The organism is Brevibacillus reuszeri (assembly GCF_002897295.1).
Taxonomy (GTDB): domain Bacteria; phylum Bacillota; class Bacilli; order Brevibacillales; family Brevibacillaceae; genus Brevibacillus; species Brevibacillus reuszeri_A.
The window spans coordinates 54,861-67,461 of the sequence record NZ_BEXF01000027.1 but is presented as its reverse complement, the minus strand read 5'-3'; the positions used below and the strand labels follow the sequence as shown (position 1 = coordinate 67,461).

The window sequence follows — 12,601 nt, the reverse complement described above, 5'->3', positions numbered from 1 at the left end:
AAGCTATCGAAATAAGCATTATTTCGTAGCTTTTTTATCATTACAGCATTGTGATTCTTATGAGTGAAGGGCTTCGACATAACGACCGTAATCGGGTACTGCTATGCTGTCAAATGCATTCGCCAATTTTTCCAATCCTGATGAAAGCTGTTCACCAAGCATAGGGAGACCATGACCAGTAACAGCAATGGATGGTTTTAGTGATTCGAGCTTTTTTACGGATTCTCTTGCAGCAGTCCAATCAGTTGTGAAGTATCTAGGTGGTCCGTTTATTTCCTGTATTTGAGTTAAAACCTTGAAAAGCGAGTCTTGTTTAACCGTAATAAAAGCATCTCCGGCGATCAACGAGCGATCCTCATTCCGAAAAAAGGAAACGTGTCCAGGGGAATGTCCGGGCGTATGTATCCATCGCCATTCAGGAATATCTGGAATACTACCATCTGCTGGCAACATTTTTAAATGCTCTCCCACATTGATAGCCTCATTTGGAAACAGGGGTGATAATTTTGCTACCAGACCGCCTTCTACGCTGGAATCTGGTTCTGGATAATTGGAGGTACCCGTCAAATAAGGAAGCTCCAATTCATGGGCAAAAACGGGAACATCCCAGTGCTGGGCCAGTTCAATAACAGCTCCAATATGGTCAAAATGTCCATGTGTCAGGAGAATTGCCTTAGGGGGACTATTTTTACCAAAGCGTGATTGAGCTGCTGATAGAATCTCGTCAGCCGATTTTGGCATTCCAGCATCAATAAGAAACCAATCATGCGGTTGTGCAGGATTCCCAATGAAACAGACGTTAACAACCTGGATACATAGGCAGTAAATATCTGGCCGAACCTCTTGCCCCATTCCACTTGAAAGTGAAGTTACTGGTATATATGAATGCCCCATAATAACCTCCATGCAGATAAGCACTACCGTTTGGTAGCGCTTATCGAGAATGTTACGCGTGCACGAGCTCAGGAGACTGCAAATGAAGTGGCGGAGGAACTAACCAGCCTTTTTCTTTTGTAATTCGCAGCAGTCTAGCTCCTAATTGAGCTTTGGCAATATGGAACTGGCCGAAGATCATTCCAATATCTTCTCGAATCGATTGTCCAATTAGTTGACTGCACGTAACCAAACCAGCCGCAATGTCCCTTGAAACACCGGCAGCAATCTCTGGATCCTGAAAACGGGCGCCTACAGGAATACTTTCAAGATTTGCGATCGGACGGTCGGGTGGGGATGGAGGAAGGCCAATGCCGTTTGCTTTTAGTAATTCATCAATTTGTTGTATCTCTTGTTTCATGCTTTGTGTAAGGTCTTCGAGAAAGTTCTTCAAATCATGATCACCGGTATGGTTAATCAAAGTTTGATAACCAGCCAGTAATCCTTTTGTTACAGAAAGATAGCTCCATACCCCAAAGACTTCGCCATAATGAAGAGGTTCATTTTGAGGATTACCAGATAAAATTCCCATTAACATCCTCCCACTGTTCAGTAAAGTTTTAATGTCCATATGGGTCTCCTTAACTATGCGTTTTAACCCATTGATAAGGTTTACTAGTGACCGGAGTTTTATTGAGGTTAAAATTATCCATATAAGCGTAGCGTAACTTTCTAATTAATTTTTCTAAAACTAATTATTCGCACCAAAAAACTTGGAATTGTATGATATAGTATTTATAGTCTGATAATTCTTGTAAGGGAGTGTAGAAAATGCCTGTCGAAACCTTTAGAGCCACCGCACATTTGCAAAAAGGGATGGTTGTGAAAGCACGGTCCAGAGATTTTGAGCTGACGATTGATGAACCGAGAAGCTTGGGCGGAACAGATACCGCCATGAATCCTGTTGAAGTCGTCCTCTCCGCATTGGGAGCATGCCAATCGATTGTTGCCAGAGCTTATGCGGGCAAGTTTGATGTCCAGCTTGACGACTTTTGGGTGGAAGTAGAGGGCGAGCTCGATACAGATGGCTTTATGAATAAGTCAGATGTTCGGCGTGGCTATTCCGATATTCGATATACCTTCCACATCAAGACAGACGCTCCGAGAGAACGGGTAGAGGAATTCATTGCATTTTTGGAGAAGACATGCCCCGTTGGAGATACGATCGCAAATCCAGTCAATCTCAAGCTAAACGGGATTGTCATTGAAAAGTAACGGCACCTGCGTGGTGCTTTTTTTTTGCGCGAAAACAAGATACCTCCTATTTTTATTGGATTGCATCGAGGTAGGTGCTGCGCGTATGCCTATTTGACGCGGGAAATGGTAAAATGTTACTTTCATTTATAGAGTATAGGATCATGTGAGGAAATAATCATGCCATTTTGGAAAAGAGCAATGTTTTGGAGGATTGTGGGTTTATATTTGATCATTGTCTATGGAATCATGCGGATTGAGGTACTGGATCGTGCATTTCCTTTGTATTTTTTACTCATACCTGCTTTGGGAGTCATTTGTTTATTTGTTTCTAATCGTTTCAAATAGAGGATTAAAAAGGAAAGCCAGCGAATAGGCAGTCAAGCGCCTACTCACTGGCTTTCTTATGTTTAACGGTAAATTATTCAACGGAGCTTTTGCCAAACAGGACTTTATCCAGTCCGAGCATCGTGCTACCACTCACAGCAAGGGAGAGAAGAATTGCCAGCAATGCCAGCTCCAGCTCGTATCCTGCGCCGCTTTCGCCACCCATAAATCCGGCAGCCAGCTTTGCCTTAGTAATCGCTCCTACCATGATGACTGCCAATGCACCAGCGAAAATACGGGTACCCAAGCCGAGAATCAGAGCAAAACCACCAACAACCTCCAAGAAGGCTACAAGATAAGCAATAAATGCAGGAAGCCCCAAGCTGCCAAAGAAGCCTGCTACGTTGTCCAGACCCATTTGGAACTTTGCAATTCCGTGAATGACAAAAGTAATACCTGCTACCAAGCGTAAAATAAGGGCACTCCATTCAAAACGCATAGACATGTATCGTTACCTCCGATAGAATTAAAATCAGTAACAAAGTTACTTTTCGTTAGTAAGTATACAATAATAAGATCATATGTCAAGCGACTTCCCGAAATTTACAAACGATGGAAAGTGCAATTAATTAGGTAAGAAGTCATCATTCGTTTTGAAGGAATCGGGAAAGAGCGGTATACTGAAAGTAGAATGAGGTGATAGCTATGAAACAGTCTTCCCTCTGTCCGAAGTTTGAAAAGGGCATGCAATTGCTCGGAAAACGCTGGACAGGGCTCATCTTATACCAGTTGCTATCGGGTCCGCAGCGTTTTTGTGCGTTGGAGGGTGCCCTGCCGGTAAGCGGAAGGCTACTATCTGAACGGCTAAAGGATTTGGAGAAAGAAGGTCTTGTCCATCGGCAGGTGTTTACGGATTCGGCTCCAGTCCGGGTAGAGTATTCACTGACTGAGATGGGGCATGCTCTGGAACCAGTGATCAAAGGTATTGAAAGCTGGTCACAGTCTTGGATCGAGTTAGATGCAGACGAAATGGCAGACGACAGCAAGGCAGACGAAAACGAATAACCAAAAAAAGCCTCAGGAACATTGCCTGACGCTTGCCATGATGAAAACCCCTGGAGACAGGGGTTTTCTTTTGTTGGTGCTGTTTAATTGCTATTCTTGGCCGTTTTGCTTGTTTTGACGGGCTTTCCATCGTAGAAACTCAATATGTTTTTTAAGCTCTTCCAGTTCATTTGGAGACAATCCGTTGATGTCTAAAAAGGGGGCAGGCTCTTCCCGAACAGAGGCATGCTGCCAGAAGGGGATAGGGTTATCTGTCTTTCCATGAATAAAATCAGTAGATACCTCAAACAAATCGGCCACATTGGAGATCAAGTGAAAATCTACGCCTTTCTTTTCACCCGACTCGATTCGCGACAGGACGGTATTATGTATGCCCAGCTTTTCGGCCAATTGAATTTGGGACCACTCTCTCTTCTCTCGCAGCCACTTTATGCGTTGACCAACTATGGACATCGTAAGACCCACCTTTTTCGTTTTGGCAATTCCATTCTAACAATTTTCCAAAACGGAAAAAATACATTTGTTGAAATGACAAATATTGTATTGACTTTGTTGAAATGGAAAAGATATCATAATAACATAAATATTTGCTATTTCTACAAAAAGGAGAGAGTAGCAAATGGAACGAATTAATCTAACGTATATAGCCAAACGAAGAATGGAACAAGGACTGACTTTGCAGGAGATGGCAGAATCACTGGGCTTCAAAAATGCCTCTACTTACTTGAAGTATGAGAAGGGGAGCTACGACTTCAAAGCAAACCATTTGCCTGTACTGGCCAAAAAATTGAAGTGCGGATTGCATGATCTGTTTATTTTCTCTATTTGCTAATTTTGCAAATGAATAACCAGAGAAGGAGTGAATCGATTGAATGCGCTGGATGCAAATAAGCGGCAATTGGAAATATGGAAAAAGACGTTAGATTATGAGATTGCAATGATGGCGCCGCAAAGCAAACCAGCATGCGATGATTTTCTTGACCGCTTAAGGCAGTTTGAAAAAGAACTGGAGCAGCACACTCAGCATACGTCCATGCTGATGCTAGGCACCCAGAGGACTCAAACCAGTCATTTATAAATTCAAAGGTCAGATATTCACTCCGCATTCGGAGGACAAAATAAAAAAACCAGCTGGTACGGCAATTACCGTGACCGAGCTGGTTTCTACGTCTAGCGGTTTTTATAGCTTGGAAATTTCGTCCTTTAATAGCTCCGATTGTGTACCGAATACCACCTGTACACTGCCTTGGCCAAGTCGCATGACTCCGGCTGCACCCAAATCTTTGAGTCCTTTTTCGTTCACGATCTTGTCGTCCTTTAGAACAAGTCGCAAACGTGTAATGCACGCATCTACACTCACGATGTTTTCTTTTCCACCGATGTGAGTGAGCACCTTTTGAGCTTTATCCTGCAAGGTGCCTGCGCTGCCTGTGCTGGATGGTGCGATGTCGTCGTCTTCGCGTCCTGGCGTCTTGATGTTCATTTTGACAATCAGAATACGGAACAGGAAGTAGTAAACGACAGCGAAAGCCAGACCGATCGGGATAATGAGCCAAGCATTGGTCGAGAGCGGGAAATTAAGTCCGTAGTCGATCAGTCCGGCAGAGAAGCCAAAGCCGTGCTTGATTCCCATCGATGTAACGATATACCCGGAAATACCGGTCAATACCGCGTGAATGACATAGAGCAGTGGAGCCGCAAACATGAATGCAAATTCCAATGGCTCGGTAATACCAGTCAGGAACGAAGCAAGAGCAGTACCGATAAAGACAGAAGCAATCGCCTTGCGCTTTTCCGGCTTCGCAGTATGAATAATGGCGAAAGCGGCTGCAGGCAGTGCGAACATCATGATCGGGAAGAAGCCTGTCATAAACATACCAGCGGATTTGTCACCAGCAAAGAATCGATTCAGGTCGCCGTGTACGACTTTTCCGGCAGTATCGGTAAAATCGCCAATTTGGAACCAGGCAATTGCATTGAGCACGTGATGCAGACCAAATGGAATGAGCAGACGGTTAAAGAATCCGAAGAGACCTGAGCCAACCGCTCCGAGTCCTACAATCCAGTTACCCATGCTGGTGAGACCGTCTTGAATTGGCCCCCAGATGATCCCGAAAAATAATCCGATGATAACCATACTGAGCGATGTAATAATCGGAACGAAGCGCTTGCCCCCAAAGAAGCCTAGCCACTCCGGCAATTTAATATTGTGGTATTTGTTATAGCAGTAAGCTGCTACTCCACCAGCGAGAATCCCACCAAGAACCCCCATGTTCAGCTTGGCATCATCTGCGATAAAAGGCATCGCTGCAGGCACTTTGGACAGCACTGCAGTGAGAACCATGTAAGCAATAACCGCCGCGAGAGCAGCTACGGCATCTCCCGCAAGTCCAATGGCAACACCGACGGCGAAGATTAAGGATAAGTTATCGAAAATAGCAGATCCACCGGCGAGCAGGAAAGGCGCAATGTACTGGTTCAGGAATCCACCAACAGAAGAGCCTAGTTGAAACTCGGTTTCGTAGTTGATGGCGCCGAAGCGGAGCAACAGCGCTGCAGCTGGCAACGTAGCGACCGGGAGCATGAGAGCTTTCCCGATCTTTTGCAGAAAGGCGAGCATAGGAAAAACCTCCTTAGAATGAGATGTATATCAAAAAGCCGCTCTCCACTAGGAATGTAGGGAGATAATGATGAAGGAGCAGGAGAGGACTATTTTGATCAGTTTTTATGAAATCGCTTACAGAGGGTCGGTGACAAAAGCGATCATTCGGTTTCGTCCTTTAAAAATCGAACGACGTCTTCTACGGTAGACAGGGTTAACACGTGCGCTGCCAGTTGTTTTGCCTGCTCGAGAGTAGTCGAGCGAATGCGCTCCTTCACCTTTGGCATGACTGACGCAGCACCACTGAACTCATCTAGGCCCAACCCTAAAAGCAGCTTTGTCGCTAACGGATCGCCAGCCATTTCCCCGCAAAGTCCAGTCCAGATGCCTGCGCGGTGAGACGCTTCAATAACGTTTGAGATCAGGCGCAAAACGGCTGGGTGGTAGTAGCTGTACAAATCGCCGATTTCTGCGTTCATCCGATCGACAGCAAGCGTATATTGGACCAAATCATTGGTGCCGATGCTGAAAAATTGTACTTCTTTTGCAAAGGCATCTGCCTGTAAGCATGCCCCGGGAATTTCCATCATCATACCGACCGCGATATTTTCGTCAAAGGAAATGCCTTCTTCGCGCAGCTCTGATTTAGCCTGCTCTAGCATCGCTTTGGCTTCTCGCAGCTGTTCCAGATGGGAAATCATCGGAAACATAATGAGTAATTGCCCAAATGCACTCGCGCGTAAGAGAGCGCGTAGCTGTACCCGGAATAAGGCAGGACGGGCAAGAGAGATGCGGATCGCCCGAAAACCGAGAAACGGATTTTCCTCCTGTGCGAGCGCGAGCGCAGGCAAGTGTTTATCGCCACCAACGTCCAATGTGCGGATGATGACGGGCTTGTCGCCAAAGGCAGATGCGATGCGCTTGTATGCCTGAAACTGCTCTTCTTCGTCGGGAAGGCTGCTTCTATCCATAAACAAGAACTCAGAACGGAACAATCCGATTCCCTCAATGCCTGCTTCCACGAGAGCATCTGCTTCTTCGGGAACAGCCATGTTTGCTACGAGCTGGACGCGGTGTCCATCGAGTGTTTCGGCTGGCAGGTCTCTCATGGCCTCGTAGGCTTGACGCTCTGCTGCTTCGAGCGCGGCCTTCTCTTGATAACGGGAAAGGGTATCGCGATCAGGCTGGATATACAGCTCACCTGTTGCTCCATCAAGAATCAGCAAGCCACCTGTCTCAACCTCTGCCATAAGCTGTTCACCTACGCCCATGACCGCTGGGATACCGAGTGAACGAGCCAGAATAGCTGCGTGAGAGGTTGCTCCACCTTTTGCCGTGACAATACCACGGACATTTTGAATGGGGAGCTGCAAGGTCTCAGAAGGTGTAATGTCCAAGGCAACCAATATGAATGGTTCCTCCGGATAGTAGACAGAGGAATCTTCCCCTGACAGGTTGCGGACAAGTCGACGGCTGACATCGCGTATGTCATCAGCGCGCTCACGCATGTAGTCATCGTCCATGCTCTCAAACAAGCTGATAAACTGATCGGCAACCTGCTCAACCGCAGCAGTAGCGTCAATAGATTTGCTCTCGATCAGTGACTTCATCTCTCCGACAAATGCCGGGTCCTCCAAAAAAGCCAGATGAGCGGAAAGAATGGCTGCTTTCTCTGGACCCAATTGTAGGTTCGTTTGCTCTCGCAGCTGGTCTAGTTGTTCACGTGTTTGCTCAACGCTTTGGTCAAAAATCACCAGCTCTCGTGGGACGTCTACTGATGCAACCACTGGCTTTTGTGCGGTGGGCACAGTATGTGTCAGGCGTACTGCTGGGGCAATGGAAATGCCATGAGAAACGGGAATTCCTGTTAACATGAATGAGTCACCTTCCTCTATCAGGAGCTTGCGTGAAACATTTGCTGAATAGCCTGGGCTACATGCTGCTCATCCGAGCCCTCGATTTGGACTCTAAGGTGATCACCCTGTGCGACACCTAATGTCATGATGCCAAGAATACTGCGGCCATCCGCCTGCTTATCTCCCTTGTTCACGGTAATTTTCGATTGGGATTGGGCTGACAGGTTAACTAAAAGAGCGGCTGGACGAGCGTGAAGCCCGCCCTCAACCATTACCGTTACCTGAAATTCAATCATGCGCTACCTCCTTTATGACCTGTGGCATGCAAGCATCTATTTTAAAACGACGGTCATGAGCGGATCTTGCCCTGCCTGCACCGTTGTTTTGGCTACAATGTTTTTTTCTGCAACCAGATCGCCGTTTGTAATGACAATCGGGGTAACAATGGGGCATCCAGCTTCCTGTAGAACGCCTGTATCAAACTGAATCAATTTATCACCAGCTTTGATCTGGTCACCTACTGCAACAAAGGGGGTAAAGCCCTGACCTTTCAGCTTGACGGTATCGATTCCGATGTGCATCAAAATCTCCAGCCCACTTTCCGCAGTAAGTCCAATCGCGTGGTGAGTAGGGAAGAGATGAGTTACCTTTCCGTCAATTGGAGAGAGCAGTAGTCCTTCAGATGGCAAAATTGCAACGCCGTCACCGACTACTTTTTGGGCGAAGACAGGATCGGGTACCTCGGAAAGTGGCACAACCGTGCCGGTTAATGGAGCTAGAAAAGATACTTCTTGTTGTTGTTTTTTGCGGGAAAACAAGCTGCGTAACATAATTTCCTCCTTTTGCGTCTGAACGAAAATAGGCATGAGACGGCAAATACATACGACATACTTACTATGTCCGTATGATCTCACCGCTCATGCCTAGTCGAACTAGTAACACGCAGGATTAAGTTGTGGTTAGGATTGTTGAGATAAGCGATACACATGCAAAGCCATGTATCCAACCTCGTCCTCCGGTACGATTACCTCAAGACGGGAGGAGATATAGGAAGCTAGCTCAGAGGCAAGCTCATAAGCTTCGGGTATCGTTGTTTTGACCCGATCCAAAAGTGGATTAATAATCGACTTTTGCTGCCGAATTCGTTCTACGGCAAACCGTAAATGAGTAATGAGCCGAACGTAATCGACGGTACTTCTTTCGATGGTCTTTCCTGTTCGCTGCTCAATTATATTCACCAGTTCACTGATGATGTTAGTGAACTGGACGGCCTTTTTGACAGGCACGTAGCTAATTGCAGAATGAATATGCAGGGCTAGAAAGCCGATTTCACTGTCAGGAATGTCTAAGGCAAATGCCTTTTTGATCATATCCGCTGCCCGTTTTGCCAGTGCGTACTCTTTCGTGTACAAGGTCTGGATCTCGAACAGGAACGGATTCACGATCTCCATTCCATTGTTCAAACGATAGATCGCGAACTGGATATGGTCAGGCAAGGCTACGTGGACGTGTTCATTGAGTTGTGGCGTAATTTCAGTGGCAATCAGGGCGATAATTTCTTCCGCGATTCCTACAACGGCAGGGTCGACTTGACTGAGCAACGTTTGATACTGCTTCTGATGACTTTCATTTTCCAATCTGAAACGCTTCTCCACACGTTGGTCATGGGCAGGAATGATGTTCCCGGGTTTTGTGCTGAATCCGATACCTTTGCCGAATAGCACAATCTCCTGTTTGGAGCCAGGCTCCTCCACGAGTACGACGTTATGGTTTAACACGCGCGTGATCGTATATGTTTTCTCCTGTTCACGGGACAACCAATTCCACCACCTTTAGACAAAAAAGAGCCGAAAAAACCTTTTTAGCAATAAAAAGATCTTCTCGGCTCATGCCTGCATCACCAGTAACACGCCGTGTGAAAACGCTTCAATTATTGCTTATCATAGCTGACGTCTTGTATATTGTCAATCACCAAGGTAATGAAAAAGTTGGAACTTTTTAGGAAGTGAATAACGTGCTATGTTGAAATGGTAACTGAATATGACCAAGAGGATCGCAGGTGAGCACGTCACCCTACAGTTTGGTGGAGCGGACTGGGCAGGAGTTAAACAGGTCAGTCCCGAATAGGTGATCGAGCATGTCCGAACATCGTATAAAACAAAGCGGGCGGATGCAATAGAGCATTCCGCCTGATGCTTTTTGTACTTGGGTAATTGTCATTCGTTTACTTTGTAAATTTGTCTGCAATCGTCGAGGCGCAGAAAGAATTCGGTTTGATCTCTGCTCGGAAATGATTGGTTTCCGCTAAGCTCAAGAGAGATTGGATAAACTTACGGGTAGGACCGTTTTTACCGATGTCAAAATGAAGCTGGATCGGAGTATCATGATTGCGCTCACGAAGATATTCGCGCACTTCACTTGCCAGCCCGACTGCGTACATCGCTTCTTGGAAAATACGCTGCTGCAGCGATGAGTAGCGTCGTTCCTGGAATTTGTGATAAAAGAACGTGCCTCCGTGTCCAGCACGAATAACCGTAATGACAAGGGCAAAAAACGTCCCTCGACTTTTTAGCTGTGAATCGGCTCCCACGATAATCTCAAACGGACCTGACAGAGTCGATATCGTTTGTTCAATGTGGGAGAATACGTCCTCCTTGGCCAGTAGCCCTCTAGTCGGACTGTGAAAGCAATCAAACAAGGTACTTGCTGAGGTTAAGCCCACTCACATCCCTCCAAATAGAGGCTATCTATTTGATTACATAGATCTTCCGTACATCATTAATGTATGTAATCTCGCAGAGAGTATGTGAGCAGGTTCGGACAAAAACTTCGTGAATCAATGATATTTGCAATAAAAAAGGGCTCTGTTGTGGAAGAAGCGTCCTATAGGGTCGGTGCTTCCATGCCAAATGAAGCCCAGACTTCAAGTGTTGGACCATAGACACCAGGCACCTTTAAACCTGCTTGGCGCATGAGAACAGTCATTTGTCCGCGATGGTGAATCATGTGATGAATCAAAATTTGCAAAGTCACACCATTGGGCCATTGATCACCGTACATATCTGATTCCTCTAGCAGGGTGCTGTCTTTCCATTGATCGCGCAGGGCTTGAATCATTGCTTCGCTTGTTTTTGTCCATGCGGCACTGATTTCTTGTGCGGTAGCGGGGATGGGAGAATCAGGCTCTGCTCCTGCAAATTGCAGGCCAGTACGAGTGAGCATCTCGTGGACTGACGTAACGACATGCCAGGCAAGGCGTCCCAGCGTTCTGTGGTCACTCGTCACGCTTTGTTGCAGAGATGCATCCGTACATGCATCCAAAATTTGTTGAGTATTCTTGGCTTCAACCTCCCACAGCTTTACGAATGAATCGATGGTAGTGAACATGCATAACCCTCCTAATAGGTAATAAGAACATTTGTTCTCTATTATACACGAAAGAAATAAGATTTATCCAGCACAACTTGTAAATAATTTGCAGGAGGTTTGTCACCATGATGAATGAGTATCTTCCACAAGTAAAAGAACATCGCCACGCAGGTCATGAAATTGATCCTGTGTTTTTAAATCGTTGGTCGCCGCGTTCTTACAAATCGGACTCGATTCCCGATGAAGTCCTCAATAGCATCTTTGAAGCAGCGCGCTGGGCGCCATCTGCAAGCAATGAACAGCCATGGCGGTTTATCGTTGCCCGCACGGAGGAAGACAAGGCACGCTTTTATCCATTTATCGCGGATGGAAATCGCATTTGGTGTGAAAAGGCACCTGTGCTGGTTTTGATTGTCTCCCAAACGATGGGTTCCCGTGGTGCGTACAATCGTGCCCATGCGTTTGATGCAGGGACTGCCTGGGGCTTTCTGGCACTGGAAGCGACTAGACAAGGCTTGGCTACACATGCGATGGGAGGATTTGACCCGGAAAAAGCGCGAGAAGTGCTGGGAATTCCTGAAGATTATGAGGCGCATGCCGTGATCGCCATAGGGTATCAAGGAGAAAAAGAAGCGTTGTCTGAAGCGATGCAGGAGCGGGAAAAGCCATCGAGCCGCCGCGCTCTGTCTGAAACAGTGTTTGAAGGAGTATTTACTAAGAAGTGATGTCATCAGTCGAACACGAGAAGTTTATGATGGCTGCGATCGAAGAAGCCGGGAAGGCAGCGGCAATCGGTGAGGTTCCGATCGGAGCGGTCGTTGTGCGCAACGGGGAAATCGTAGGAAGAGGCTACAATTTGCGCGAAACGCAAAAAGACCCTACCTTGCACGCGGAAATGATCGCGATCCGTGAAGCTAGTGAAACGCTGGGTGGCTGGCGACTAATCGGGTGCACCTTGTACGTGACGCTTGAGCCGTGTCCGATGTGCGCAGGCGCGATCGTGCAGAGTCGGATTGAGCAGGTCGTATACGGCGCTCGCGATCCAAAGGCTGGCTGTGCCGGGACATTGATGAACCTTTTAGAAGAGCCACGCTTCAACCATCAGGTTCCTGTTAAGGAAGGGGTACTTGCAGAGGAATGCGCGCAGTTGCTCAAGGATTTCTTTCGCGGTTTACGAAAAAAACGACAACAAGCACAGGACTAACTTGAACAAAAGGAAAGCCGCTCGGGACAAGCATGACGTACCCGGCGGCTT

Annotated in this window: 17 protein-coding genes; 6 read left to right on the top strand and 11 right to left on the bottom strand. The window is 46.7% G+C overall.

All coding sequences use genetic code 11. The annotated features are described in order from the left end of the window. Positions 1-57: 57 nt before the first annotated feature. Positions 58-906 carry an MBL fold metallo-hydrolase gene (locus C3B52_RS29170; RefSeq protein ID WP_235615895.1) on the bottom strand — a complete coding sequence of 283 codons (849 nt, stop codon included), beginning with the start codon at positions 904-906 and terminating at the stop codon, positions 58-60. Positions 907-946: 40 nt separating this feature from the next. Then, the gene (locus C3B52_RS29165) at positions 947-1,504 is read right to left on the bottom strand and encodes a DUF3231 family protein (protein WP_235615894.1); all 558 of its coding nucleotides are present in this window, start codon (positions 1,502-1,504) and stop codon (positions 947-949) included. 200 nt (positions 1,505-1,704) lie between these two features. Between C3B52_RS29165 and C3B52_RS29160 the strand changes: the two genes are divergently transcribed. Further along, the gene (locus tag C3B52_RS29160) at positions 1,705-2,148 is read left to right on the top strand and encodes an OsmC family protein (RefSeq protein WP_103109869.1); all 444 of its coding nucleotides are present in this window, start codon (positions 1,705-1,707) and stop codon (positions 2,146-2,148) included. 400 nt (positions 2,149-2,548) lie between these two features. Here the strand turns inward: C3B52_RS29160 and C3B52_RS29155 are convergent, their stop codons facing one another. Then, positions 2,549-2,959, bottom strand: coding sequence for a DoxX family protein (locus C3B52_RS29155; protein ID WP_103109868.1), 411 nt, complete (start codon positions 2,957-2,959; stop codon positions 2,549-2,551). Between the two features lie 200 nt (positions 2,960-3,159). Here C3B52_RS29155 and C3B52_RS29150 point away from each other — a divergent pair, with 200 nt between their 5' ends. After that, positions 3,160-3,519 carry a winged helix-turn-helix transcriptional regulator gene (locus tag C3B52_RS29150; protein WP_103109867.1) on the top strand — a complete coding sequence of 120 codons (360 nt, stop codon included), beginning with the start codon at positions 3,160-3,162 and terminating at the stop codon, positions 3,517-3,519. Between the two features lie 90 nt (positions 3,520-3,609). Here C3B52_RS29150 and C3B52_RS29145 read toward each other — a convergent pair whose 3' ends face one another. Then, positions 3,610-3,972 carry a helix-turn-helix domain-containing protein gene (locus C3B52_RS29145; RefSeq protein ID WP_103109866.1) on the bottom strand — a complete coding sequence of 121 codons (363 nt, stop codon included), beginning with the start codon at positions 3,970-3,972 and terminating at the stop codon, positions 3,610-3,612. Positions 3,973-4,138: 166 nt separating this feature from the next. Here C3B52_RS29145 and C3B52_RS29140 point away from each other — a divergent pair, with 166 nt between their 5' ends. Next, a complete protein-coding gene (locus C3B52_RS29140) occupies positions 4,139-4,351 on the top strand; it encodes a helix-turn-helix domain-containing protein (protein ID WP_103109865.1) in 213 nt (70 codons plus the stop codon). Between the two features lie 36 nt (positions 4,352-4,387). Further along, on the top strand, positions 4,388-4,597 hold the full coding sequence (locus C3B52_RS29135) for a hypothetical protein (RefSeq protein WP_103109864.1): 210 nt from the start codon (positions 4,388-4,390) through the stop codon (positions 4,595-4,597). A 102-nt stretch (positions 4,598-4,699) separates the two neighbouring features. Here the strand turns inward: C3B52_RS29135 and nagE are convergent, their stop codons facing one another. The 7 genes from nagE to C3B52_RS29100 form a co-directional block, all read right to left on the bottom strand. Further along, positions 4,700-6,139 carry an N-acetylglucosamine-specific PTS transporter subunit IIBC gene (gene nagE / locus C3B52_RS29130; RefSeq protein ID WP_103109863.1) on the bottom strand — a complete coding sequence of 480 codons (1,440 nt, stop codon included), beginning with the start codon at positions 6,137-6,139 and terminating at the stop codon, positions 4,700-4,702. Between the two features lie 143 nt (positions 6,140-6,282). Continuing rightward, positions 6,283-7,995 carry a phosphoenolpyruvate--protein phosphotransferase gene (gene ptsP / locus C3B52_RS29125; RefSeq protein ID WP_103109862.1) on the bottom strand — a complete coding sequence of 571 codons (1,713 nt, stop codon included), beginning with the start codon at positions 7,993-7,995 and terminating at the stop codon, positions 6,283-6,285. Positions 7,996-8,015: 20 nt separating this feature from the next. Beyond that, a complete protein-coding gene (locus C3B52_RS29120; RefSeq protein WP_103109861.1) occupies positions 8,016-8,273 on the bottom strand; it encodes an HPr family phosphocarrier protein in 258 nt (85 codons plus the stop codon). A gap of 36 nt (positions 8,274-8,309) precedes the next feature. Next, complete coding sequence (locus C3B52_RS29115; protein WP_103109860.1) at positions 8,310-8,807, bottom strand: PTS sugar transporter subunit IIA; 498 nt, start codon at positions 8,805-8,807, stop codon at positions 8,310-8,312. Between the two features lie 129 nt (positions 8,808-8,936). Next, the gene (glcT, locus tag C3B52_RS29110) at positions 8,937-9,794 is read right to left on the bottom strand and encodes a glucose PTS transporter transcription antiterminator GlcT (protein WP_103109859.1); all 858 of its coding nucleotides are present in this window, start codon (positions 9,792-9,794) and stop codon (positions 8,937-8,939) included. A 407-nt stretch (positions 9,795-10,201) separates the two neighbouring features. Then, positions 10,202-10,699 carry a ribonuclease H-like YkuK family protein gene (locus C3B52_RS29105; protein ID WP_103109858.1) on the bottom strand — a complete coding sequence of 166 codons (498 nt, stop codon included), beginning with the start codon at positions 10,697-10,699 and terminating at the stop codon, positions 10,202-10,204. A gap of 161 nt (positions 10,700-10,860) precedes the next feature. Next, positions 10,861-11,364 (bottom strand): DinB family protein, encoded by a 504-nt coding sequence (locus C3B52_RS29100; protein ID WP_103109857.1) that lies wholly within the window; start codon positions 11,362-11,364, stop codon positions 10,861-10,863. A 110-nt stretch (positions 11,365-11,474) separates the two neighbouring features. On the opposite strand from C3B52_RS29100, the gene C3B52_RS29095 reads away from it, so the two are divergent. Both C3B52_RS29095 and tadA read left to right on the top strand, forming a co-directional pair. After that, entirely contained in the window at positions 11,475-12,071 is a 597-nt protein-coding gene (locus C3B52_RS29095) for a nitroreductase family protein (RefSeq protein WP_103109894.1), read from the top strand. Next, positions 12,071-12,550: a tRNA adenosine(34) deaminase TadA gene (gene tadA, locus C3B52_RS29090; protein WP_103109856.1), complete on the top strand. Its 480-nt coding sequence runs from the start codon at positions 12,071-12,073 to the stop codon at positions 12,548-12,550. The genes C3B52_RS29095 and tadA overlap by 1 nt, the downstream gene beginning before the upstream one ends. Positions 12,551-12,601: the final 51 nt, after the last annotated feature.